Below are 22916 nucleotides of genomic sequence, written 5' to 3'. Positions count from 1 at the left end.
GGAGAGAGACCATGGACACGCAGACCACACCCGCGGACCTCGTCCGACGCACCGATGACATCCGGGCCGCCGCCGTCGGCGCCTGGGAGGCCGCGCTCGGCAGGACGGACCTCGACGCCGACGCGGACTTCTTCGAGCTGGGCGGCGACTCGATCGGCGGGGCCCGCCTGATGGCGTCGCTGCGCGGTCAGTTCGGCGACGGGCTGCCGCTCACGCTGCTCTTCTTCCACCCCGAGCTGGAGGAGTTCACCGAGGCCCTGGTCGAGGCCGTGCGGAAGCTGCCCCCGCCCCCGGAGCCCGCCGCGGCCACCGGCCGTGCGGAGCCGGTGCCGGTGCCGGACGAACTGCCGCTCTCTCCCGAGCAGGAGGCCCAGTGGGTCGCCGAGCAGGTCGCCCCCGGCAACCTCGCGTACATCGAACTGCTCTCGCTGCGTCTGAGCGGCCCGCTGGACCCCGAGCGGTTGCAGTCGGCCGTCGACGCGCTCGTGGTGCGCCATGAGGCGCTGCGCACCCGCTTCCCGGCCGGCCCGGACGGGCGGCCGGTGCAGGAGATCCGGCCGGCCGACGCCGCGCCCCGGCTGACGCTGGTGCGGCGGGACGCCAAGAGCGAGGACGAGGCACGCGCGTACGCCCTCGACCGGCTGGCCGAGCCCTTCGACCTGGGCGCGGGCCCGCTGCTGCGGCCGCATCTCGTGCGGCTCTCCCCCACCGACCACGTCTTCCTGCTGTACTCCCACCACATCGTCGCCGACGGGCCGACGATGGAGGTGCTGTGCGCGGAGCTGGCCGCTCTCTACGCGGGCCGCGAGCTGCCCGGGCCCGCCCCCTCGTACGCGCAGTACACCCTTCAGCAGCAGTCCAAGGATCTGGAGGCGCAACTTCTCTACTGGCGAGAGCGGTTGACGGACGCAGCCGAGCTGGAGCTGCCGCTTGACCGGCCCCGCCCCGAGGTGCGCGACACGGCGGGGCGCAGGTTCCGCTTCGCCGTGCCGGGCACGGTCAGGGACGGCCTCGACGCGCTGGCGCGCGAGCAGCGGGCGACGCGCTTCATGGTGCTGCTCGCGGCGTTCCAGGTGCTGCTTGGCCGTTGGGCGGGCAGCGAGGACGTGGTGGTCGGGGCCCCGGTGACCTCGCGGTCGCGGCCCGGCCTGGAGCGGATGGTGGGCGCGCTGGTCAACATGGTCGCCTTCCGCGGCGATCTCGGCGGCGATCCGACCTTCCGTGAGCTGCTCGACCGGACCCGGCAGGCCGGGTTCGGCGCGATGGCCCACAGCGACGTGCCGTTCGGCCGCGTGCTGGCCGAACTGGAGCTGGAGCGGGACGGATCGCGGCCGCCGCTGTTCTCGACCACCCTGGTCTCCCAGCCGACCCCGCCCGCCATCAGCGCCGACCTGGGCGAGGTCTCGGCCGTCTTCTTCCCGGTGCCGCGTCCGCACGCGACGTACGACTTCAGCCTGTACGTCTGGGAGGCGCCGCAGGAGTTGCTCGTCGACGTCGAGTACGCCACGGCACTTTTCGACGAGACGACGGTACGCCGCTTCGCCGACCGGTTCGGCGCGCTGCTCGAGGCCGTGACGGCCGCCCCCGACCGGCCGCTGTCCGCGCTGGAAACGGTCCCCGCGGCGGAGCTGCGGCAGGTGCTGCACGAGTGGAACGACACCTCGGCGGACCTCGGCCCCGACCGCTGCGTCCACGAACTGTTCGAGGAGCAGGCGCGGGCGGCCCCGGACCGCACCGCCGTGATCAGCGCGGAACGCGGGCTCAGCTATGCCGAGCTGAACGCGGAGGCCGAGGAACTGGCGGCCCGGCTGCGCGAGCTGGGCACCGGGCCCGAGACGGTGGTCGCGGTCTGCCTGGAGCGTTCGGTGCGGCTGCTGGTCACGCTGCTCGCCGTGCTGAAGGCGGGCGGCGCGTACCTGCCGCTCGGCCCCGACTGGCCCGCCGCGCGCCGGGAGCTCATGGTGTCCGACGCGGGCGCCGAGTTGCTGGTGGACACCTCGGGCGTCCGCCGCCTCGACGAGCGGCCGGCCGGGGCGCCCGCCTCAACGGAGGGCCGGCCCGGGCCCGGCAATCTCGCCTACGTGCTCTACACCTCGGGCTCCACCGGCACTCCCAAGGGCGTCATGGTCTCGCACCGCGCCGTCGTCAACCGCCTGCGCTGGATGCGCGAGGACTGCGGGCTCGGCGCCCGGGACGTGGTGCTCCACAACGCCGTCCCCACCTTCGACTACGCGGTGTGGGAGCTCTTCGGCCCGCTGCACATGGGTGCGACGGTGGTGCTGCCCAGCTCAGAAGGCCACCGTGACTTCAGCGAGTTGACCCGGCTCATCGTCGAGCACGGGGTCACCGTGGCGCACTTCGTCCCGTCGCTGCTGAGGCACTTCGTCGAGGAGCCGGAAGTCGCGCGGTGCACGGGGCTGCGGGTGCTGTTCAGCGGTGGGGAGCCGTTGGACCCGGCGCTGGCGGCCAGGGCGCGGGAAGCGCTGCCGGGCGCGCGTCTGTTCAACGCGTACGGTCCGACGGAGGCCGCCGTGGACGTCACCTGCTGGGCGGTGCCGGAGCGGCCCGCCTCGGTGGCCATCGGCGGGCCCGTGGCCAATACGGTCTGCTATGTGCTGGACGAGCGCATGCGCCCGCAGCCGATCGGCGTCCCGGGCGAGTTGTATCTCGGCGGCGTGCAGCTGGCCCGCGGCTACCGCGGGCGGCCCGGTACGACCGCCGAGCGGTTCGTCCCCGACCCGTTCGGCCCGTCCGGCGGGCGGCTCTACCGCACCGGGGACCGGGCGCGCTGGCGTGCCGACGGGGCGCTGGAGTACGTGGACCGCGTCGACCGGCAGGTCAAGATCCGTGGCGTGCGGGTGGAGCCGGGCGAGGCGGAGGCCGCTCTGCTCGCCCACCCCGCGGTCCGTGAGGCGGCGGTCGTGGCGGCGGAGGGCAGCGGTGGGCTCCGGCTCGTCGCCTACCACTGCGGGACCCCGGCGGGGGGCGAGCAGGAGCTGCGGGATCATCTCGCCGCGCGGCTGCCCGAGTTCGCCCTGCCCGCGGTGTTCGTGGAACTGCCCGACGGGCTGCCGACGCTCGCCAGCGGAAAGCTGGACCGCGGTGCGCTGCCCGCTCCCGGGCGGCCGGAGCCCGTCGCCGTCGAGGCCACCGGTGGCACGCCGCCGCTCGGGGCGCGCGAGTTGATGCTCGCGGCTCTGTGGGCCGAGGTGCTTGAGGTCGACCGGATCGGCCGGGAGGACGACTTCTTCCAGCTGGGCGGCGATTCCATCCTGGGCATCCAGATGGTCGCAAGGGCGCGCAAAGCGGGCTTCGAGGTGACGGTTCCCGTGCTCTTCAGGCACCCGACCCTCGCCGCGCTCGCCGCGGCCGCCGAGAAGGACGAGGGCGGCACGAAGGGCGACGGCGGCGAGCGGGCCGGGAGCGGCGCGGTCCAGGTGCCCGCCGGGAGCCGCACCCGCTTCCCGCTGACACCGCTCCAGCGGGAGATGCTGCGGGAGGCCGCGGCGGCTCCCGGCCGGGGGATGTACATCGTGCCCGCCGAGCTGCTGCTCGAGGGCGAGATCGATCCGGAGGCGATGCGGACCGCTTTCCGCCGCCTGGTCGAGCGCAATCCTGTGTTGCGCACCTCGGTCGCGCTGCACGAGCGGCCGGAGCTGAGCGAGCAGACGGTGCATCCGCCCACCGAGCCGTCCTTCCGCCACGAGGACTGGAGCGCGTACCCGCCCGAGGAGCAGGAGAGCAGGCGGCGCGAGCTGTTGGAGGAGGAGTGGCGCACCGGCTTCCCGGCGGGGGCCACACAGCTGAGCCGCATGGTCCTGCTGCGGCTCGGGGAGCGCCGCTGGGCCATGGTGTGGACCCGGCACAACGTGCTGCTCGACGGCTGGAGCTTCGCCCAGCTCTACGACGAACTGCTGGAGCTGCACGCGGCGGTGCGGGCCGGCGGCCCCGAGCCGGCGGCGGAGCCGCGCGAGTGCTTCAGCAGCTACGTGGAGTGGCTCGGCGCGCGGCAGCGGGCGTCGGCGGAGCGGTTCTGGGAGGAGCATCTGCGTGGCCTCTCCCCGCGGACGGTCTTCTCTGCCGAAGTGGAGCCCTCGCCCCTGCCCTACGGGGAGCTCCGCTTCCCGCTCCCCCAGGCGACGGAGGCTTTCGTGCGGGAGCACGGGCTGACGCTCAGTACGTTGATCGAGGCGGCCTGGGCGGTCGTGCTCGCCCGGCGCACGGGCACGTCCGACGTCCGGTACGGCCTGGTCTTCTCCGCCCGTGAGGCGGAGGTCCATGACGTGGAGCGGATGCTGGGCCTGATGATCAACACGCTGCCGTCCGGCCTGCGGATCGACGCCGGGGAGACGGTGGCCGACTGGTTGAAGGGGCTTCATCAGCGCGGTGCCCGGCTGAAGGAGCTGTCCACGGCCGACTTCGGGGTCCTCCAGGAACGGGCGGGGACGGCCGGGGCCCTGTGGGACACGCTGCTGATCATCCACAACTACCCGCACAACTTCCAGGACGTGCCGGCGGGCGGGCTCAGGGTGGTGGATACGGCGGGCTTCTCCCGGGTCGGCGCCGCGCTGATCGTCTCGGTGGACGTCAGGCCGCTGCGGCTCGCCATGATCTATGACGAGGCCAGGGCCGAGGAGCCGGTGGTGCGGGAGCTGGCGGCCGAACTGTCCGAGGTGCTGGAGCGGATGACGGCGGGCGGGGACCGCAAGGTCGGTGATCTCCTCGGCTAGCCCCGGCAAGGCCGAAGCCGGTGGGAGAGGCGGCTCGCCTCCCCCACCGGCCCCGGTGGAGGTGTCAGGACTGCCGGGCGGCCCGCAGGTCGCTCTCGACCGCCGCCGTGATCAGCGGGAAGGACTCCGGCTCGAAGAACGCCTCCTCGCCGCTGGGCAGCATTCGGAGCCGGAACCGGTCCTCGGTGTGCTGCTTCCAGGCGGCCACGGACTCCGGCGGTACGACCTCGTCGTACTCGCCGGTGAACGCGGAGATCGGGCAACGCACCGAGGAGTAGGTGTCCCTGGCCGCGTAGCGCTCGACGAGCCGGCAGTCCGCCCGGTAGCTCGGCAGCATCAACTCCAGGAACAGCGGGTCGGACTTGAGCGGGCTGTTGTCCCGCACTCGTGTCGGATCGGCGAGGAACTGCTCGTCGGTGAGCTGCTCATCGGTCACCTCGGGAGGGACAAGCAGATGCGGGGCACTCTCGGCCGAGACGAACAGGCCGACCGGGCCGGGAAGTCCCGGCTCGGTCCGCTCCAGGTGGGCCGCCAACTCGAAAGCGATCAGCGATCCCATGCTGTGCCCGAAGAAGGCGAACGGCACGTCCAGGTGGTCCCGCAGCGCTGTGGCCAACTGCCCCACCAGTTCGTCGATGTCGGGCACGGCCGGCTCGGCGAGCCGGCCCTCCCGTCCCGGGGTCTGCACCAGGACGGGTTCGACCTCGGGGCCGAAGCTGTCCGCGAGCTCCCGGTAACCGGAGGCTCCCTTGCCGGCGTAGGGGAGGAAGAACAGCCGGGTGGCCGTCTCGTCCCCGGGCCGCCGGTAGGCGAGCCACTTGTCCTTCTTGCCTTTCCTGTCTTTCGCGGTGCCGGTCATATCGCTAGCTCTGCGTCTCCATCTCGCGGCGAAGGCTCAGCGGCCGCATATCGGTCCACACCTCGTCGATATGACGGAGGCACTCTTCCTTGGTGCCGGTTATCCCGTCCGCACGCCAGCCGTCCGGTATATCCTTGCCCTGCGGCCAGATCGAGTACTGCTCCTCTTCGTTGAGGACCACGGAAAAAAGACCTTGCTCGCTCATACGAACCTCCAGATGACGCATGAATGCAGCCGTCGCGGACAGCCGATCTTGACCTAGAAGCTAACAGCGCGACCCTCGGACGGCAAGGCTCCGCGGACAGCGGGAAGCATGGGTCGGCCATCGAAATCCCGGGGCCTGGATTCATTGAGAACGCGCAGTCGAATCTTTAGACTTGCACCGCTGTTCCACCCCCGTTGCGACCCATGTCGCGACGGGCCAGATCGGCGGCGAAGCGGAATACCTCATTCAAGTACGGATTCCGTGCGCCGCACACTTCACGCGTGAAGGGATGGACGAAATGGACGAGGTATTCGCGGAGGTCCACGAGATCCGGCAAACCCTTCCGGAGCGGGCCCTGTTCCGGGATGGAGCGACGCTCGCGCATCTCTCCAAGAAGCTTGGGAGCAGCGGCTCGATGCGGGGCCTGCCGGCCGTTCAGGCACTCCTGGAGGACATGCGCTCCTTCAAGGAGGGCAACCGCCTGGAAGCCGTCAAGGAGCACATCAACACCCGCAGGGACAACCACATATTCTCGCTCTTCGACGCCTCGTACTTCCCGAAGCTGAGCCTGGACTACCTCACCTACGAGACGCTTCCCACGGACCCGTATCTCGCCGACAGGTACGCGAGCAACACCATGCCGGTGAACATCATCGGCGCCACCAAGGGATTCCACTCGCGGGTCGTGGTGGCGCTCTTCCCGGAGAACCATATCGACGGCATCCAGAAGCCCGATGATCTCATCTTCTATTTCGTTGACAAATTCGTCGAGCGGCACAATCGAATAACCCGGAAAATGATTGACGCAGTCATGGAACCGGGCAGTTTCCCGAGAATCCAGGGCGCGTCGGACAAGAAGGTCGAGCAGGCCGCCTCATGGTGGGTCAGGCTGCATGAATACCACCACCAGCAGGGCGACATGCCCATCCCCGATTTCCTCTCCTCGAAGAAGATGAAGCCGCTGGCGGGCCTGGAGGAGCTGCGGGTCGATGTATCCGGAATGCTGGCCTGCATCCATGACGACAATCTGCCGCGGGACGAGGCCATGACGGCCTACGAGTTCATCCTCGCCGAGCGGCTGCTGCGCTACGCCGTGGAGGGAATCCCCCGCCCCAACTACGACGCGGTGGCCTCCCAGCTGCTCTTCAACTACCTCACGGAGCACAAGGGGATCCGCCTCGACGGCGGGCGGATCAGGCTCTCCGCCGACCTGCCCGTCGTCCTCGCGGCCTTCCTCGGCGAGATCCAGGCCATCGAGAGCCACATCCGCACGGAACCGGTGGACGCGGTCAAGAAGCAGCTGCTCGAATTCACCAACGCCTACACGGTCTTCGACCACGAGGTGCGCGACTACCAGCACATCCCGTACTTCGCCGAGATCAAGCAGCGGCTCGGTGTCTGACCGGCTGGGCGGGCCCCCCGCGCCCACCCCGGACCCCCACGCGACCGAGTCGGAGGCTGTTTCGTGACGGTGCCCGCACAGCGACGCACACCGGTGAGCGCACAGGACTACCGGGAGGCCATGTCGCTGCTCGCGGTGCCGGTCTGTGTCGTCACCACGCGCCACGACGGACAGGACTGGGGCCTCACGACGAGCACCGTCACGGGGGTCTCGCTCGATCCGCCGCTCGTCTCGGTCTCCGTGGCCAGATCGGCCAGTTGCCACGGAGCCCTGTCCCGGGCCCCGGAGTTCGTGATCAACGTTCTCGGCGACCACCAGCGCCATCTCGCCACGCGCTTCTCCACCAGGGACATCGACCGCTTCGCGGGCGGCGAGGTCTCCACCCTCCCCGGCACGGAGCTCCCCGTGGTCACCGACGCGAGCGCCCTCTACCGGTGCACCCGGCAGGAAGTCGTCGCGGTGGGCGACCACGACCTGCTGATCGGCGAGCTGACGGACACCCGGCTCCGCACGGCGGCACGCCCGCTGGCCTGGTACCGCCGCGCGTTCCACCATCTCGAACCGTACGACTGAGCCGGCCCCGGCGCCGGCACGAACTCCGAGCAGAGGTAGTCCCAGTGAGTCAAGCGAGTCATGTGAGCCGCGCGGCGGCCCCGAACGACCGGCACCCGGCAGGGCCTCCCGCGCCCGCCACCGGGTGTCCGTACCAGAGCGGTTCCGGGACGACGACCGACCCGTGCCGTGACTATCTGGGGTTGCGGGAGGAGGAACCGGTCCGCTGGGACGAGGATCTCGAACTGTGGTTCGTCACCGGCTTCAGTGCGGCGACCGAGCTCCTGCGCCACCCCGCGCTGTCCTCCGCGTGGCCGGAACGGGCGAGCACCCCTCTCCACGCGGCGGCGGGCGGCGCGGGCGGTGACGGGGCACGCACCTCGGGACTCGTACGCAAGTGGTTCATGTTCAACGACAATCCGGCCCACCACCGTGCCCGGAAGCTGGTGGCCCCGCTCTTCTCCGCCGAACGCGTCGCCGCGCACCGGCCGTTCATCGAGGAACTGGTCGCCGAGCTGCTGTCCGGGGGCGGCGATTGCCTGGAGATCATGGAAGGCCTCGCCATCCCTCTCTCGGGCCGGGTCATCTGCCGCGTCCTCGGTCTGGACGCGACCGTCGCACCCCACCTCGAACCGTGGGCCCTGGACGTCGCGGCCCTGCTGGTGGCGGACTACCTCCCCGAGGTGGTCACCAGGGGACACACCGCCCTCCAGGACATGACCGCCCTCATCGACCGGGCCCTCGAAGGCGAACCGCCCGAGGACTCGGCGCTGTACCTCCTCCGGCAGGCCCACCGCGACGGCGAGATCGAGCTGCAGGACGTCTGGGCCACAGCGACGTTCCTCATCTACGCCGGCTTCGAGACGACGTCCACCTTCATCGGCAAGGCCGTGCGGTCGATCCTGCACACGGGCTCCTGGGAGCGGCTGCGCACGGCCGACCTCGGTCCCGCCGTGGAGGAGCTGCTGCGCTTCGACACCTCGGTCCAGCAGGTGGCGAGGATCGCGACGGAGACGTTCGATGTCGCCGACCAGAAGATCGCGGCCGGCGACCTGGTCCTCATCATGCTGGGCACCGCCAACCGCGACGGCGAGGTCTTCGACCGGCCCGACCATCTCGACTACGACCGCCGGATCAAGCGCCACCTCGGCTTCGGCTTCGGCGCCCACTACTGCCTGGGCGCGGGCCTCGCGCGGCTGGAGGCCCAGGTGGCCCTGGAGGGGCTGCGCGACAAGTGGGAGACACTCCGCTTCCTGGAGCCGCCGAGGACGCGCTCCCATTTCGGGATCACCGCTCTGGAACGCCTGGTGGTGGCGGGCGCCCAGCCGTGACGGGCGCGTCATCGGCGCCGGGGTCCGGCGGCCGCGCTCGCCCCGCGGGCTAGGGCCTGTCTGACAATTCCCGTCGTCGCCCGGAGGGCGGCCTCGCGGCGTCAGGTGCGTGCTCTCGGCGTGCCGGGCGTAGGGCCTCGTACTGGCTGTACTTGGCTCTGCGCCCGGTGCGGCGAGAGTGCGTGCATGGCGTCGCGAGGCAGGCGGGAATTGTCAGACAGGCCCTACCGCTCCCGGCGTGCGAGGGCCGCCCGTACCGCGGCCTCGGCCAGCCGGTGGTTCTCGGGGCCCGCCCCGTAGCCCGACGGGAAGCCGAAGCGCCGGCGGGTGTACGCGTAGGCCACGCCGCTGTCCGGGTCCGCGAAGCCGAGTGAGCCTGTCGCCCCGCTGTGGCCGAAGGCGTCCGGTCCGAGGAACGGGTAGCGGCCGCTCAGTTCCTCGAAGCCCAGGCCGAAGACGTCCTCGTTGCCGGTGACCCGGTCGGTTCCGCGGTACTGGACCCGGGCGAACTCGGTGATCGTCTCCGGCTTCAGGAGCGGCGCCCGGCCGTCCACCTCGCTGATCGCCGCCGCGTACATTCCGGCCACGCCCCGCGCGGTGCCGACCCCGCCGGCCGAGGTGGGGCCGAGCGCCCGTACGGCACGGGTGTTGGCGAACGCCACCAGGTCGGTCGGCGGCGTCGCGTTCTGGTTGAAGGCGACGCCTGTGACGCTCTGTGGGGCAGCGGCACCGGCCGCGAGCCGTTCGGCCTCCTCCGGGGTGGGCACCAACGGCAGCACGTCGGCACGGCGCGCTTCGAGCGACTCGGGCAGCCCCAGGTGGAAGTCGAGCCCGTAGGGCGCCCTGATCCGCTCCTCGTAGATCTCCTGGATGGAGCGGCCGGTCACCCGCCGCACGACCTCACCGGTCAGCGCGCCGATCACGAAGCCGTGGTAGCCGTACGCGGTGCCCGGCTCCCAGAACGGCCGCTGCCCCGCGAGCCGCGCGGCTATCAGCCGGTCGTCGGCCAACTCCTCGGTGGTGAACCCGCCGTCGACGCCGACGACCCCGGAGCGGTGCGCGAGCAGCTCGCGCAGCGTCAGCCGGTCCTTGCCGTGCGCCGCGAACTCCGGCCAGTAGGCGGCCACTTCGCGGTCCAGGTCGAGGACGCCGTCCTGCACCAGGAGCGCGACCACGAGGTGGGCGGCGCCCTTGGTGATGGAGTAGAGGCCGGTCAGCGTGTCCGCGGCGGTGCCGGGGCCGCCCCACAGGTCGACCACCCGGCGGCCGTCGACATCGACGGCGAGTTGTGCCTCGGGCGCGTCCCTCGCCTCGTCGAGCACCGCGGCGAACGCCTCCCGAACGCCCTCGAACCCTTCCGCCACAGTCCCCTGAACCCGGCCGTCGTCGCTTGACATGCGCTGCCCCCATTCCTTGATCATGTGTTGGTCGAGACATCACAACAGCCGTCCCTGAGCAGGCATTCCCGGGTGTGCTCGTGTTCGCGGAGGGCCTCCCGCCGGGCCGGGCGGGGGGTTATCCCCCGGTCAAGTCGGAGGCGCACCGCAGCGCGCCGCCGTGCCCCCGCAGACCATGATCGCTGCACCGACCCGGAAACCGAGTGGAGGAGCGATCACGATGGCGGCGCAGAAGAAACTGACCGGCCGACGGGAGCTGTTGATGGTCACGGCGGCGGGAGCCGCGACGGCCCTGTGGGCGCCGAAGGCGGGAGCGGCCACGCCGACGGACGGCCAACGCCCCTCCGTCGTAAAGGCACTTGAGCGGGTCGCCCACCCACTGCGCGCCACCGACCCTGGTGGCCGCACCACCGACCTTCGCGCACTGGGCAGGATGGTCGGCGCTGCCGAGGTGGTCGGGCTCGGTGAGGCCACGCATGGCTCGCATGAGTTCTTCGCCATGAAGGAGCGGGTCTTCCGCCACCTCGTCGAGGAGAAGGGCTTCACCACCTTCGCCCTGGAGATGAGCTGGACGGCGGGTCTCCGGATCGACGAGTACGTCCGGGGCGGCGAGGGCACGGCCCGGCAGATCGCCGAGGAGACGCTCGCCGGATCGCCGTGGGAGCGGGAGGAGTTCGTGAGCCTGATCGCCTGGATGCGGGAGCACAACCACCGCCGGCCCCGGCACAGGGTCCGCTTCATGGGTGACGACATCGGCGCCCCCGGGCTCGGCGACCGGATCTTCGAGCGAGTGACCTCCTACGTACGCGAGGCCCACCCGCGGTCGCTGCCGCGGCTGGTCGAGCTGTACGCGGGCCTGCGCCCCCTGGACGACATCTTCGCGTACCTGGGGAAGCCGCTCGCGGAGCGTCGGCAGAACGCCGTCAGGGCCGAGCGGGCGCTGGAGACGGTGACCGCCGCCACGGGTACGGACGGCGAGGCGTACGAGTGGGCGGTGCAGCACGCCCGGAACATCGCGCAGACCTTCGCCTTCGCCGCCTTGGATGTCACCGACCCGGCGTCGGTGACCGCCGCGGAGCACCTGCGGGACCGGGCGATGGCCGACAACGTCGCCTGGTGGCACCGCCGGACGGGCGGCAAGGTGCTGCTGTCCGCGCACAACGGCCACGTCGGCTTTCTCTCCACGCACCCGCGGATGTACCCCAAGACGCAGGGGTCCTACCTGCGCGACGCCCTCGGCCGGGCGTACCTGGCCATCGGTTTCACCTTCGCCGGCGGCTCCTTCCTCACCAAGGACACCTCCCTCGGCGGCGAGTGGACGAAGACCACCGTGCCGCCCGCCACGCGGGGCATGAACGAACACACCCTCGACCGGGTCCGCCACCGGGACTACTACGTCGATCTGCGCACCGCCCCGCCCGCGGCCCGCGCCTGGCTGGACACCGCCCGCCCCACCTACGACGCCGGCTCGGTCTTCGAGGCGGATCCGCTGCCCACGCTCGCCCTCGGCCGGGCCTACGACGTCCTTGTCCACCTGCACCGCGTGCGCGAGGCCGAGAAGCTCTGAGCGGCGGCCTCACGGCGGGGAGGCGGGCGCCGTCCGCCAGACGGAGACTTCGGTGCTCGGCCCGCGTTCGGAGAACCGGCCCCGCGGTGAGGCCTGCCGCAGCAGTTCGCGCAGGGCGGCCTCGAACGCGTCGCGGTGCGGGCCGAAGAGGTGCGGGGCCGAGAACGACATCGAGAACACCCACGCGACGACATCGTCCTGCGTACGCTCCAGCGCCTGACCGCCCGGCACGACGTGACGCCGCGGGCCGGAGAAGCCCGCCCTGGTGAGGATCTCCCTCTCACCGCCCGGCGTGCCCTGTGTCAACACCCCTTGACCGGCTCGCCTCACCGGTCCGAGGTAATGCCTGACCAGTTCAGCAATCGCCTCGTACGGCACCGCCGGGTGGGGGAGGCCGTCGACGCCACGGCTCTCGGTCTTCAGGTCGCAGACGTGCACGAGCGCGCCGCCGGGCCCCAGCAGGTCCCTGATGGTCGCCGCCACCCGTTCGCGGTCCATCCAGTGGAAGGACTGGCCGAAGACCGCCGCGGTGAACTGCCCGAGGTCCGGGGCCAGTTCCTCGGCCCGGGCGCGCACCCACCGCGCCTTGTGGGCCACTCCCCGCCGGGAGGCCTGCCGCCCGGCTTCGGCGATCATCTCCCGGTCCGGGTCCACGCCCACGACCTCGCCGAAGAAGGGGGCGAGGAGCAGCGTGAGCGTCCCCGGCCCGCAGCCCACGTCGAGGAGGCGTCCTCGCCCGTCGGGCGCGAGAACTCCGGCGAGCGTCTCCGCCAGGCCGGGGGCGTAGGGGAGCCTGCCGCGTGTGTAGTACGGGGCGGCGCCCGCGAACAGCGTGTCGTCCCATTCCCAGCCGACGACCACGTCCGCCCCGTGTCCTGTCAGGCCGTGGCGTGGTGCCGGCCGTCCGCGTCGGACGTCGCGGTGCGGTCGGCTTCGTCACGGGCCAGCAGCGAGAGCAGGGAGGCCACGGCCAGCCCGGACTCGGCCGGGTGGCGCAATACCTTGGCCGGGTCGATCCGGTACGTATTGGTCCGTCCCTCCCTCGTATGGGAGAGATAACCTTCCTGCTCCAGGTCGGCGATGATCTTCTGCACCGCGCGCTCCGTTAGCCGACAGTGTGCGGCAATGTCGCGGATACGGGCGTTGTGATTGTCCGCGATAGCTGCCAGCACCCGTGCGTGGTTAGTGAGAAACGTCCATCCAGTGTGTGGCTCGGGCACTCCATCCATGTCCCAACTCTAGCGACTCGGCATACGCGATTTCAAAAACACGTACTACATTTCAGGTATTAGTTGACGTGTGTGCGCCGCGACGGGCAGCCTTGGAGCGGCGGTAGGCGATGACGAGAGGGAGAAGCCATGCCGGAGCCTGCACACCCTGAGCGGCCCCTCATGGGAGAAGGCGCCGAGCATGACCAGGGCGGCTCCACACGGGTGCCTCTACCGCCGACGCCGTCCCCGGCGTCCTTCGAGACGGTGCCGGACGGCGACGACCGGATCACCCTGGCGCTGCGGGGAGAGCTCGACCTGGAGGCGGGCCGCCGGCTCCGGCCCGGGCTGAACCAGGCCCTCGGCCGGGCGGCCCGCTTCGTCGACCTCGATCTGAGCGGGGTGGGGTTCTGCGACTGCTCCGGTCTGAACCTCCTGCTCGGCCTGCGTCGGCGGGCCCTGCATCAGGGCAAGGCCGTCCGCATCGCCTCCGGGAGCCCGGCGGTCGACCGGATTCTGGACCTGACCGGCACCCGTTACCTGTTCACGCCCGGGGGCCAGGAGGACGGGACCGCCACGCCGGGAGCGGTCCGTGCCCCGGACGACCCGGACAAGGACGAGGAGTCCGGCCAGGACCTGCGGACCGTCGTCGCCCAGCTGCGCAGGGCCATGCAGACCCGGCCCACCATCGACCTGGCCCGCGGCATCCTGATGTCCTCCTTCAGCCTGAGCCCCGAGGCCGCCTGGGAGGTGCTCGTCACCGCCTCGCAGAACACCAACACCAAGCTGCACCGCCTGGCGGGTGAACTGGTCAGCACCGCACAGGGCAGCAGCCTGCCCGAGGGCGTCCACACGCAGCTCATGGCGGCCGTCAACAAGACGCACGCGGCCCGCGCGGCCAACGGCGGAGTCACCACCGGGACGGGACCCTCCATTCCCTCGCAGGGCGGTCCGTGACGTCACGCGGAGCAGTCCGTGACGTCTCGCCGCACCCCTGTGTCAGCGGCATGTCAGCGCCGCCCGGCAGGCTGCCGCGCACCAGCGGGAAGGACGAGGTCCATGGGCCAGCAGCGGTGGCGGTACCGGGTGTGCGCGGCACTGGTCGCGGTGGGGGGCGTCGCGGCGGCCTCGGTCGGCCCTGGTGCGTCGGCCGCCCATGCCGCCTCGGCGGTGAACGTGATCGCCGTGCACAGCGGCAAGTGCCTGGAGGCCAAGGACTCCTCGCAGTCCCTCGACGCGCCGGTCCTCCAGGCCGACTGCACGGGGCAGCCCGGCGCCGAGTGGTACGTGCGCGAGTCCCCGAGCGGCGGCAACACGATCAACATCGTCAACGTGCACAGCGGCCACTGCTTGGCCGTGCCCGGTGCGGCCTCCGCGCGTGTGGGCACCCAGACGCGTCAGGGGGCGTGTTCCGTCACCGCCGGCGCCGACTTCCGCCTCGTGGACACCGGCACCGCGTACATCCGGGTCCAGGCCGCCGCGCCCGCCCCGGCCCTCTGCCTCGATGTCGCCTCGGGCTCGCACGCATCCGGCGTACCCCTCCAACTCGGCACCTGCGACGGGCAGTCCGGCACCGGCTTCGCACAACGGGCGCCGCGCGACGGCAACGACACTCCCCTCGATCCGCTGCCGCCGGGTACCCCGACCGCGGCTCCCGAGCGGGTCAGCGTCGCCTCGGGCGGCGCCCAGACGAAGCCCGCCTCGGACTCCCACGGCGCTTCGGCCATCAGCGCGGACGGGCGCCGCATCGCCTTCGTCTCCAACGCGGCCGACCTGGTGCCGGGTGACACCAACGGCCACAGCGACGTGTTCGTACGCGACCTCCAGGCGGGCACGACCCAGCGGGTCAGCGTCACGGACAGCGGCGGCCAGGGCAACTCGGGGTCCTCCGAGCCCGCCATCAGCGCCGACGGACGCCACATCGCCTTCGAGTCCGGCTCGTCCAACCTCGTGCCCGGCGACACCAACAGCTCGGGGGACGTCTTCGTACGCGACCTCCAGGCCGGCACGACCCAGCGGGTCAGCGTCGCGAGCGGCGGCGCACAGGGCAACTACGGGGCGTCCGCCCCCTCCATCAGCGCCGACGGACGCCACGTCGCCTTCGAGTCCTTCTCCGCCACCCTGGTGCCGGGGGACGTCAACAACGAATGGGACGTCTTCGTACGGGACCGGCAGACCGGCACCACTCAGCGCGTCAGCGAGACGGGCGAGGGGAACGACGGCTACGACAACTCGACCCGGCCGTCGATCAGTGCGGACGGCGGGCACATCGCCTATCTCTCCAACTCGGCGCACCTCGTACCCGGTGACACCAACAACCAGCACGACGTCTTCGTCTGGGGCAGGCAGTCCGGCGCCACCGAACGCGTCAGCGTCGCCGGCGACGGGCGCGAGGGCAACGGCGGCGCCTCCGCCCCCTCGATCAGCTCGGACGGCCGCCATGTCTCCTTCGCCTCCCACGCCTCGAACCTGGTGGCGGGCGACACCAACGGCAAGGAGGACGTCTTCCTGCGGGACCGGCGGGCCGGCACGATCGAACGCGTCAGCCTCTCCGGTGGTGGCGGTCAGGGCAATGCCTACGCGACGGATCCGGCGGTCAGCGGCGACGGGCGGTATGTCGCCTTCTCGTCCGGCTCGACCAATCTGCTCGTGCGCGACACGAACGGCGTGGCGGACGTCTTCGTACGGGACCGCGAGACGGGCGCCACCCATCGCGTCAGCAGTTCCGGCAGCGGGATCGAGGCGGACGGCCTGTGCACCTCGCCGTCGGTGAGCGGTGACGGGCGCTTCGTCGCCTTCGCCTCCGCTGCGGCCAATCTGATCGGCGGGGACACCAACGCCCGCCCCGACGTCTTCGTCCGCCGCATCGCTTCATAGCGGTCACATCGCTTCACAGTCGTCGCATCACTCCATAGTGGTCGCATCGCTCACATCGTTTCGGCATAAGGAGCCTGATCGTGCGTCAGCTCATGTGGTCGCGTCGGACGCGGTTACTGGTCGTCCCATGGACGGCCGTGGTGGCGATGGCCGCGGTGGGTGTGAGCGCTCCGCGGGCTCATGCCGCCTCGGCGGTGAACATCACCGCCGTGCACAGCGGCAAGTGCCTGGAGGCCAAGGATTCGTCGCAGTCCCTCGACGCACCGATCGTCCAGGCCGACTGCACGGGGCAGCCCGGCGCCGAGTGGTACCTGCGCGAGTCCCCCACCGGCGGCGGCACCATCAACGTCGTCAACGCCCGCAGCAACCACTGCCTGACCGTTCCCGACCCCGGCTCCGCCCACGTGGGCACGCAGACGCGGCAGGGCGCCTGCACCGCGGCGGCCGGTGCCGACTTCCGCCTCGTCGACAGCGGGGCCGAGCACGTCGGGATCCAGGCCGCCGCCCCCTCCCCCGCCCTCTGCCTCGACGTCACCTCGGGCTCCCACGCGTCCGGCGTACCCCTCCAACTCGCCCAGTGCTACGGGCAGTCCGGTAGCGGCTTCGTCCAGCGGGCGCCCCGGGCGGGGAACGGTACGCCGCTCGACGCCCCGCCCGTGCTGCCTCCCGCCACCGTGGCCGAGCGGGTCAACCTCACCTCCGGCGGCGCCCAGACGTCCATGCAGATCATGGACAGCGCGCCGGTCCTGAGCGGGGACGGGCGGTACGCCGCCTTCACCTCCGACGCACCCTCCCTCGTACCCGGCGACAAGAACCTCGCGCCGGACGTGTTCGTGCGGGACCGGTCGACGGGCACCACCGAACGCGTCAGCCTGACCGACGGGGACGCCGAGAGCGCCCCCGCCGAGTGGTCCGACGAGCCGTCGATCAGCGGCGAGGGACGGTACGTCGCCTTCGAGTCCGTCGCGCGTGCCCTGGTGAGCGGTGACACCAACGGCCAGAGGGACGTGTTCGTGCGCGACCGCACCGCCGGCACCACGCAGCGCGTGAGCGTCGCGAGCAACGGCACGCAGGGCAACAACTGGTCGTTCTCCCCCTCGGTCAGCGCCGACGGGCGGTACGTGGCCTTCACCTCGGGCGCGTCCAACCTCGTGTCCGGCGACACCAACGCGGCCGACGACGTCTTCGTCCACGACCGGCAGACCAGGACCACACAGCGCGTCAGCGTCGCGGGCGGCGGCGCCCAGGGCAACGCCGAGTCGACGACGCCCTCCATCAGCGCCGACGGCCGGTACGTGGCCTACACCTCCGACGCGTCCAACCTCGTGTCCGGCGACACCAACGCGGCCGAGGACGTCTTCGTACGCGATCTGGTGTCCGGCACCACCCAGCGCGTCAGCGTGACGGGCACCGGCGCCCAGGGCGACCGCGACTCGATGTCGCCCTCGATCAGCGCCGACGGGCGTCATGTCGCCTTCTCCTCCAGCGCCGTCGGCCTCGTGCCCGGCGACACCAACGGGCGCATCGACGTGTATGTGAGGGACCGTCAGGCAGGGACGACGCAGCGGGTGAGCGTCGCCGACAACGGCACGCAGGGCGACGGGCATTCGGGCGTGGCGTCGGTCAGCGCCGACGGCCGGTACATCGCGTTCTCCTCCAGCGCCGCCAACCTCATCGCGCGGGACGCCAACGCCGTGAGCGACGTCTTCGTCCGCGACCGGGAGACCGGGAAGACGCAGCGCGTCAGTACCGGCCACGCCGACGGCGAGGGCGGCGACGGCTACTCGTCGGAGGGGTCGATCAGCGCCGACGGCAGTCTCACCGTCTTCTCCTCTTACGCCTCCGACCTCGTCCCCGGTGACACCAACGCCGCGTACGACGTGTTCGTACGGCGCAGCATCGCCTGACGCCCCCCGTCGGCCGACGCGCCCCGGGGCGGACATCCGTGGCTCCGGGGCTTGTCGTGAAGATCATTTCGGTGGAAGGCTGCGGACATGCAGAATCTGCCGACGTTCGTGTTCGTACACGGCGCCTTCGCCAACTCGTTCTCGTTCGCGCCGCTCCAGGCCGAACTCGCCCTGCTCGGACAGCGTTCCCTGGCGGTCGACCTGCCGGGGCACGGGTTCGAGGCGACCTTCCCGGTGGCCTACCAGGCACCTCAGGACCCCGAAGTGCTCGCCACGGAACCGGGGAGCATCAGCCGCGTCACGCTCGCCGACAACGTCGCCCGCGTCATAGAGGTCCTGGAGCGGGCCAAGCGGAACGGGCCGACCGTTCTCGTCGGGCACAGCAGGGGCGGCGTGACGATCACCGCGGTCGGCAACGCCCGGCCCGACCTGGTCGACCGCATCGTCTACGTCTCCGCCTGGTGCCCCGTGGAGCTGACCGTCGGTGACTATTACGCCGAACCGGAGATGGCGGACGTCGACCCGGCCGCCCTCGCCGCGGCGCTCCTCGGGAACCCGGCCGATCTTGGTCTGCTGCGCACCAACTTCCGCACCGCCGACCCGGCGACGCTCGCCGCCTTCAAGGAGGCCTTCGGCGCCGACCTCACCGACGAGGAGTTCCGGGCGCTCCTCAACACCTTCCAGCCCGACGAGAACCTCGACGTCGGCACCCCCGCCGACCGGGCGCGGGCCGCGACCTGGGGGCGGATCCCGAGGACGTATGTGCGCCTGGCGAGCGACACCAGCGTGCCGCCGGCCATCCAGGACCGGATGATCCGCGAAGCGGACGCGCTCACCCCCGACAACCCCTTCGAGGTCCGCACCCTGGAAGGGAGCCATCTGCGCTGGCTCGTGCATCCGCGGCCGGCCGCCGAACTCCTCGCGGAGCTCGCGAGATGACTGAGGAAGGGTCAGGGCCGGGCCGTCCTGGCCGCCTTGGCCGCTCTGTCGGTCAGCGGGCCTTCTTCTTGTCGAACCAGATGGTCGCCGCGGTGGGCACGAGTCCGGCCCAGAAGATGATCTGCGGCACGGCCCGGTCCGTCCACGGGATCTCGGCGATCAGCAGGGCGCACACCATGGCCCAGCCCGCCTGGGCCAGGACGGCGCGGGCCCAGCGGCCGCGGCGCACCAGGGAGCGGACGTTGAGCTGGACGCCCGCCCGCAGTCGGCGGTAGCGGCGCCACGCCCCGAACGCCCAGATCACGGCCATGATGAACAGGAACCACAGCCGCTGGCCGATGGGGACGGGCAGTTCCGGGGCGGTCCGCTCGTCGGCGGGGAAGACGTCGACCATGGCGCCCGCCAGCACCACGCAGAGCACGGCGAGCCATCGCGTGCCGCGCAGCAGGCGGTAGGTGGCGTGGTCGAGTGCCTGGCGCATGGAAGGGGAGCCGGGCTCCGCGGCGAGCGCGTCCGCGTACAGCTCGGTGGCCCGGGCGGCCCCCACGCCCGGTGCCTGTGCCGCCTTCCGGGTCCGGCGGGCGAGGGCCTCGGCGTGGTGCGGGTCGATGCGGAGGATGGCCTCGTCGAGCATGTCGGAGACCGTGCCGTTCCCGGCCGTGCTCGCGATGCGGTGGGCGATCTCGTGGGCGTAGACGTCCTCGGGCCCCAGCCGCAGCGCCTCCATCGCCAGGTCGGCGGCTTCGCGGGTGACCCGGTCGGCGGCCTCGTGGGTGATCTGCCCGGCGCCGCTCTCGCGGGCGTGACGGACCAGGGCCTCCCGCCAGACGGCGTCGGCGAGCATGGCGTGGGCGAACGAGTCGTGGGGAGCGACACGGATCATCTCGCGCAGGACGGGCTGGACCTTGAGCCAGCCGTTGTCGCGCACCATCGCCTGGGCGCGCAGCCTGAGCGCGCCGTAGTCCTCGGGGGCCAGCCGGAGGGCCTCGTCGGCCGCCGCAAGCGCCTGCGCGGGCTGTTCCGTGTTGAGGTGGCAGTAACCGATCTTGACCCAGGCGCGTACGTCGCCGGGGTCCTCGGCGAGGTGGCGGGCCAGGAGGGTCTGGGCCTGGCCGTAGCGTTCGAGTTCGATCAGGGCCTGGGCCTGGTCGAGGACGGGGGTCGGCGTGCTCACAGCTTCCGCTTCTTCTTCAGATAGGTGATCAAGTCGTCGTACGTGCCGCCCTCGTTGGCGTACATGGCGACGTTCCGCGCGGAGGCGAACCACGGCTCCGTGGAGGGAACGGTCTGCCGTGCGGCGGCGAGCAGGTCCCGCATGCCGATCATGCGGACCGTGCCGGTGCGCGCCGAGTCGAGCAGGGCGCTCTCCGCGGCGGACTCGCACAGATGGGCCAGGTCGGCGCCGGACAGGCCGTCGGTCGCCTTGACGAGCTTGCCCAAGTCGACGTTCTCGACGGGGCGTTCGCTCAGGTGGTAGCGGAGGATGCTCTCGCGCGCGGGGGCGTCGGGCGGCAGGACGAGCAGAGTGCGGTCCAGGCGCCCCGGGCGGCGCAGGGCGATGTCCACGTCCCAGGGGGCGTTGGTGGCGGCGAGCACGAAGACGCCTTCGTTGGCCGCCGAGTCGATGCCGTCCAGCTCGGTCAGGAGCTGGTTGACGGTGTTGCGCAGCCCGCTGTGCTGGGTGCGGCTGCGCTTGGCGCCCAGCGCGTCGAGTTCGTCGAGGAAGACGACGCAGGGTGCCTGGCGGCGGGCGGTCCGGAAGATCTCGTGCATGTTGCGCTCGGAGTTGCCGATCCACATGTCGAGGACGTCGTTGACCGACACGGACAGGAAACCCGCCCCGAGTTCACCGGCGATGGCCCGGGCGATGAAGGTCTTGCCGCAGCCGGGCGGCCCGTACAGGAGGAGTCCGCCGCGCAGGCTCTTGCCGTACAGCTTGCGCAGTTCGGGGTTGCGCATGGGGGCGAGGAACGCCGCCTCCAGGCGCTCCTTGACCTCCCGCATGCCGCCGACGTCCGCCAGGCGGATCCTGCCGGGGGTGTCCACGTCCCAGGCGGCGGTGTCCTCGGGGTCGCCGCTGCCGTCGGCGGTCAGGGGCGCCTCGACGAAGCGCGGCGGGAGCACGTCGCCCACCTGGTCGGCGGCGGCACGCCAGTCGAAGCCGGTGCGGGCGTCGGGGGCGGGCGGGTCGGCCGAGGGCGTGGGGGCAGGGGCGGGAGCGCCCATCGCGCGGGCCATCAGTGCCCGGGCCTCGCCGTCGCCCGGCGCGTGCTGAAGCGCGACGGCCGCCTCCGCGACGGCGGCGTCCGCCTGTCCGGCCTGTAGCAGCAAATCGGCCAAATGCAGCCGTAGCGGTACGTCGGCGGGTGCCGCCTCAACAGCCGTGCGCAAGCTTCGTATCAGGGGGGAGTCCTCGGACATGCGGCTACCCTATTTGCCCGTGGTCCCTGGTCCGGAGCCGGGCTCCGGGTGGCGCGACCGCTCCGTTCGGATCAGTCAGCGCGCCGTCAGCGGCCCCCGTCAGACTTCGGCCAACGAAGGGATTCACCGGAGGACGGGGAGTTTCGATGAAGCGAAGAACCGGCGGTGTGCTGCTCGCGGCGGTGGTCGCCGCCACGGGCCTGATGAGCACGGCGGCCGTGCCGGCCCACGGCGCGGACGCGGCCACGGCGTGCGTCATGCGTGAGGGCAGCGCGCACACGGACTGGACCGGGATGACGTGGGACGCGGACATCCTGTGCGACAACGCGCCCGGTGACGTACGCCTCCAGTCGTTCAAGGACAGCCCGGTGGTCGGCCGGATGGTGACCACCCGCAGCTGGTTCGTGTGCTGGAAGGTCGGTGACCCGCACGCCGGGGGCAACAACATCTGGTACTACACCCAGGCCGACGAGGTCGTCTCGCGCCCGACGGCGCAGGGGTGGGGCTACATGCCCGCCGTGATGCTGGAGACACCGCAGGACCCGGTGCCGGGCCTGCCCAAGTGTTCGTGGGGGTGACGGGGATGACGAACCGTTTCGTAGGGGCGGCGCTGGCCGCGGCGACGGCGGCGCTGTGCCTGCCCGCGACGGCGAGCGCGGCGGACGCGGCCGGGCCGGTCTGCTACGTCCGTGACAATGTGCGGCACACCGACGTCAAGGGCCACACGTACACGAAGGACCTGTACTGCGAGAACGCGGTGGCGGACGTCTTCGCCACCCCGGAGGTCTACGGGACGGTCATCGCCAAGCTGAAGACGTCACCGAGCTGGTTCGTGTGCTGGGAGAGCGGCGACCTGCATCAGGGCGGCAACCGCATCTGGTACTACACGCAGGGCGACGAGGTGACCAACTGGCCGCTGTGGAAGGGCTGGGGATACGTTCCCGCGTTCCGCATCGAGACCGAGCCCGACCCGTTCCCGGGCGTACCGGCCTGCCTGCCCAGCTGATCCACTGATCCGCCGATCCGCTGATCTGCCCCATCGAACCCCAGGAGTGAACTCGTGGCCCTTTCCCAGGTGATACGCCGTGGACGCACCGTCGCCTCGGCCCTCGTCCTCGCGGCGGCGGCCGCTGTGCCCGCCACCACCCCGGCCTCTGCGGCCGCCGACGAGGAGGTGACCTGTGTCCTGCGTCCCGGCGTCGTCCACAAGGACACACTCGGGAACACCTTCACCGGCGACCTGTACTGCGCCAACGCCCCGGGGGACCTGTACGGGCGCCCGGCCTTCGACGCCCCCGTGACCGGGCGCCTCAAGACGACCCAGAGCTGGTTCGTGTGCTACTCGATCGGCGAGGCGCACAAGGGCGGCAACAACATCTGGTACTACACGCAGGGCGACGAGACGGTGAACCTGCCCGGCATCCAGGCCTGGGGCAACATGCCCGCGAGCAGCGTCCTCACGAACACCGACCCGTTCCCCGGGCTGCCGCGCTGTCCCTGGCACTGATCCCCGGCCCGGGG

Annotated in this window: 19 protein-coding genes; 12 read left to right on the top strand and 7 right to left on the bottom strand. The window is 71.5% G+C overall.

Features of this window, described 5'->3' with window-relative positions:
* Positions 1–11 precede the first annotated feature (11 nt).
* Positions 12–4730, top strand: a complete 4719-nt coding sequence (locus ACF062_RS19830) for an amino acid adenylation domain-containing protein (protein ID WP_392139785.1) — start codon at positions 12–14, stop codon at positions 4728–4730.
* Between the two features lie 64 nt (positions 4731–4794).
* On the opposite strand, the gene ACF062_RS19825 is transcribed toward ACF062_RS19830, so the two are convergent.
* Entirely contained in the window at positions 4795–5589 is a 795-nt protein-coding gene (locus tag ACF062_RS19825; protein WP_392139783.1) for a thioesterase II family protein, read from the bottom strand.
* Between the two features lie 4 nt (positions 5590–5593).
* Positions 5594–5794: an MbtH family protein gene (locus ACF062_RS19820; protein WP_392139781.1), complete on the bottom strand. Its 201-nt coding sequence runs from the start codon at positions 5792–5794 to the stop codon at positions 5594–5596.
* Positions 5795–6092: 298 nt separating this feature from the next.
* Between ACF062_RS19820 and ACF062_RS19815 the strand changes: the two genes are divergently transcribed.
* From ACF062_RS19815 to ACF062_RS19805, 3 genes are all read left to right on the top strand, one after another.
* The gene (locus ACF062_RS19815; RefSeq protein WP_392139779.1) at positions 6093–7196 is read left to right on the top strand and encodes a DUF6421 family protein; all 1104 of its coding nucleotides are present in this window, start codon (positions 6093–6095) and stop codon (positions 7194–7196) included.
* Positions 7197–7259: 63 nt separating this feature from the next.
* The gene (locus tag ACF062_RS19810) at positions 7260–7769 is read left to right on the top strand and encodes a flavin reductase family protein (RefSeq protein WP_392139777.1); all 510 of its coding nucleotides are present in this window, start codon (positions 7260–7262) and stop codon (positions 7767–7769) included.
* Positions 7770–7813: 44 nt separating this feature from the next.
* The gene (locus ACF062_RS19805; protein ID WP_392139775.1) at positions 7814–9079 is read left to right on the top strand and encodes a cytochrome P450; all 1266 of its coding nucleotides are present in this window, start codon (positions 7814–7816) and stop codon (positions 9077–9079) included.
* 224 nt (positions 9080–9303) lie between these two features.
* On the opposite strand, the gene ACF062_RS19800 is transcribed toward ACF062_RS19805, so the two are convergent.
* Complete coding sequence (locus ACF062_RS19800; RefSeq protein WP_392139773.1) at positions 9304–10476, bottom strand: serine hydrolase domain-containing protein; 1173 nt, start codon at positions 10474–10476, stop codon at positions 9304–9306.
* Between the two features lie 220 nt (positions 10477–10696).
* Here ACF062_RS19800 and ACF062_RS19795 point away from each other — a divergent pair, with 220 nt between their 5' ends.
* Positions 10697–12043, top strand: coding sequence for an erythromycin esterase family protein (locus tag ACF062_RS19795; RefSeq protein ID WP_392139771.1), 1347 nt, complete (start codon positions 10697–10699; stop codon positions 12041–12043).
* A 9-nt stretch (positions 12044–12052) separates the two neighbouring features.
* Here ACF062_RS19795 and ACF062_RS19790 read toward each other — a convergent pair whose 3' ends face one another.
* Positions 12053–12904: a class I SAM-dependent methyltransferase gene (locus ACF062_RS19790; protein WP_392139769.1), complete on the bottom strand. Its 852-nt coding sequence runs from the start codon at positions 12902–12904 to the stop codon at positions 12053–12055.
* Positions 12905–12921: 17 nt separating this feature from the next.
* Positions 12922–13272 (bottom strand): helix-turn-helix transcriptional regulator, encoded by a 351-nt coding sequence (locus ACF062_RS19785; RefSeq protein WP_392139768.1) that lies wholly within the window; start codon positions 13270–13272, stop codon positions 12922–12924.
* Between the two features lie 129 nt (positions 13273–13401).
* Between ACF062_RS19785 and ACF062_RS19780 the strand changes: the two genes are divergently transcribed.
* The 4 genes from ACF062_RS19780 to ACF062_RS19765 all read left to right on the top strand — a co-directional run bounded on the left by ACF062_RS19780 (position 13402) and on the right by ACF062_RS19765 (position 18974).
* Entirely contained in the window at positions 13402–14208 is an 807-nt protein-coding gene (locus tag ACF062_RS19780) for an ANTAR domain-containing protein (RefSeq protein ID WP_392139766.1), read from the top strand.
* Positions 14209–14310: 102 nt separating this feature from the next.
* Positions 14311–16128 (top strand): RICIN domain-containing protein, encoded by a 1818-nt coding sequence (locus tag ACF062_RS19775; protein WP_392139764.1) that lies wholly within the window; start codon positions 14311–14313, stop codon positions 16126–16128.
* An 80-nt stretch (positions 16129–16208) separates the two neighbouring features.
* Complete coding sequence (locus ACF062_RS19770) at positions 16209–18035, top strand: RICIN domain-containing protein (protein ID WP_392139762.1); 1827 nt, start codon at positions 16209–16211, stop codon at positions 18033–18035.
* Positions 18036–18122: 87 nt separating this feature from the next.
* The gene (locus tag ACF062_RS19765; RefSeq protein ID WP_392139760.1) at positions 18123–18974 is read left to right on the top strand and encodes an alpha/beta fold hydrolase; all 852 of its coding nucleotides are present in this window, start codon (positions 18123–18125) and stop codon (positions 18972–18974) included.
* 52 nt (positions 18975–19026) lie between these two features.
* On the opposite strand, the gene ACF062_RS19760 is transcribed toward ACF062_RS19765, so the two are convergent.
* Positions 19027–20148, bottom strand: coding sequence for a tetratricopeptide repeat protein (locus tag ACF062_RS19760; RefSeq protein WP_392139758.1), 1122 nt, complete (start codon positions 20146–20148; stop codon positions 19027–19029).
* A complete protein-coding gene (locus tag ACF062_RS19755) occupies positions 20145–21395 on the bottom strand; it encodes an ATP-binding protein (protein WP_392139756.1) in 1251 nt (416 codons plus the stop codon). The genes ACF062_RS19760 and ACF062_RS19755 overlap by 4 nt, the downstream gene beginning before the upstream one ends.
* 146 nt (positions 21396–21541) lie before the next feature.
* Here ACF062_RS19755 and ACF062_RS19750 point away from each other — a divergent pair, with 146 nt between their 5' ends.
* The 3 genes from ACF062_RS19750 to ACF062_RS19740 are packed head-to-tail and all read left to right on the top strand — an operon-like array spanning position 21542 to position 22902.
* A complete protein-coding gene (locus ACF062_RS19750; RefSeq protein ID WP_392139754.1) occupies positions 21542–21973 on the top strand; it encodes a hypothetical protein in 432 nt (143 codons plus the stop codon).
* A gap of 5 nt (positions 21974–21978) precedes the next feature.
* A complete protein-coding gene (locus ACF062_RS19745; RefSeq protein WP_392139752.1) occupies positions 21979–22401 on the top strand; it encodes a hypothetical protein in 423 nt (140 codons plus the stop codon).
* A 54-nt stretch (positions 22402–22455) separates the two neighbouring features.
* On the top strand, positions 22456–22902 hold the full coding sequence (locus tag ACF062_RS19740) for a hypothetical protein (RefSeq protein ID WP_392139750.1): 447 nt from the start codon (positions 22456–22458) through the stop codon (positions 22900–22902).
* Positions 22903–22916: the final 14 nt, after the last annotated feature.

Origin of the sequence: Streptomyces sp. NPDC015345, assembly GCF_043078805.1 — a bacterium.
Taxonomy (GTDB): Bacteria; Actinomycetota; Actinomycetes; order Streptomycetales; family Streptomycetaceae; genus Streptomyces.
Note: the sequence above shows the minus strand (reverse complement) of the source record. Positions and strands in the feature narration are given on the sequence as shown.

Excerpts from the sequence above, each read along its gene's own strand:
- ACF062_RS19830 (WP_392139785.1), top strand. The coding sequence starts at position 12 with ATGGACACGCAGACCACACCCGCGGACCTCGTCCGACGCACCGATGAC.
- ACF062_RS19825 (WP_392139783.1), bottom strand. The coding sequence starts at position 5,589 with ATGACCGGCACCGCGAAAGACAGGAAAGGCAAGAAGGACAAGTGGCTC.
- ACF062_RS19820 (WP_392139781.1), bottom strand. The coding sequence starts at position 5,794 with ATGAGCGAGCAAGGTCTTTTTTCCGTGGTCCTCAACGAAGAGGAGCAG.
- ACF062_RS19815 (WP_392139779.1), top strand. The coding sequence starts at position 6,093 with ATGGACGAGGTATTCGCGGAGGTCCACGAGATCCGGCAAACCCTTCCG.
- ACF062_RS19800 (WP_392139773.1), bottom strand. The coding sequence starts at position 10,476 with ATGTCAAGCGACGACGGCCGGGTTCAGGGGACTGTGGCGGAAGGGTTC.
- ACF062_RS19795 (WP_392139771.1), top strand. The coding sequence starts at position 10,697 with ATGGCGGCGCAGAAGAAACTGACCGGCCGACGGGAGCTGTTGATGGTC.
- ACF062_RS19785 (WP_392139768.1), bottom strand. The coding sequence starts at position 13,272 with ATGGATGGAGTGCCCGAGCCACACACTGGATGGACGTTTCTCACTAAC.
- ACF062_RS19780 (WP_392139766.1), top strand. The coding sequence starts at position 13,402 with ATGCCGGAGCCTGCACACCCTGAGCGGCCCCTCATGGGAGAAGGCGCC.
- ACF062_RS19775 (WP_392139764.1), top strand. The coding sequence starts at position 14,311 with ATGGGCCAGCAGCGGTGGCGGTACCGGGTGTGCGCGGCACTGGTCGCG.
- ACF062_RS19765 (WP_392139760.1), top strand. The coding sequence starts at position 18,123 with ATGCAGAATCTGCCGACGTTCGTGTTCGTACACGGCGCCTTCGCCAAC.
- ACF062_RS19755 (WP_392139756.1), bottom strand. The coding sequence starts at position 21,395 with ATGTCCGAGGACTCCCCCCTGATACGAAGCTTGCGCACGGCTGTTGAG.
- ACF062_RS19750 (WP_392139754.1), top strand. The coding sequence starts at position 21,542 with ATGAAGCGAAGAACCGGCGGTGTGCTGCTCGCGGCGGTGGTCGCCGCC.
- ACF062_RS19745 (WP_392139752.1), top strand. The coding sequence starts at position 21,979 with ATGACGAACCGTTTCGTAGGGGCGGCGCTGGCCGCGGCGACGGCGGCG.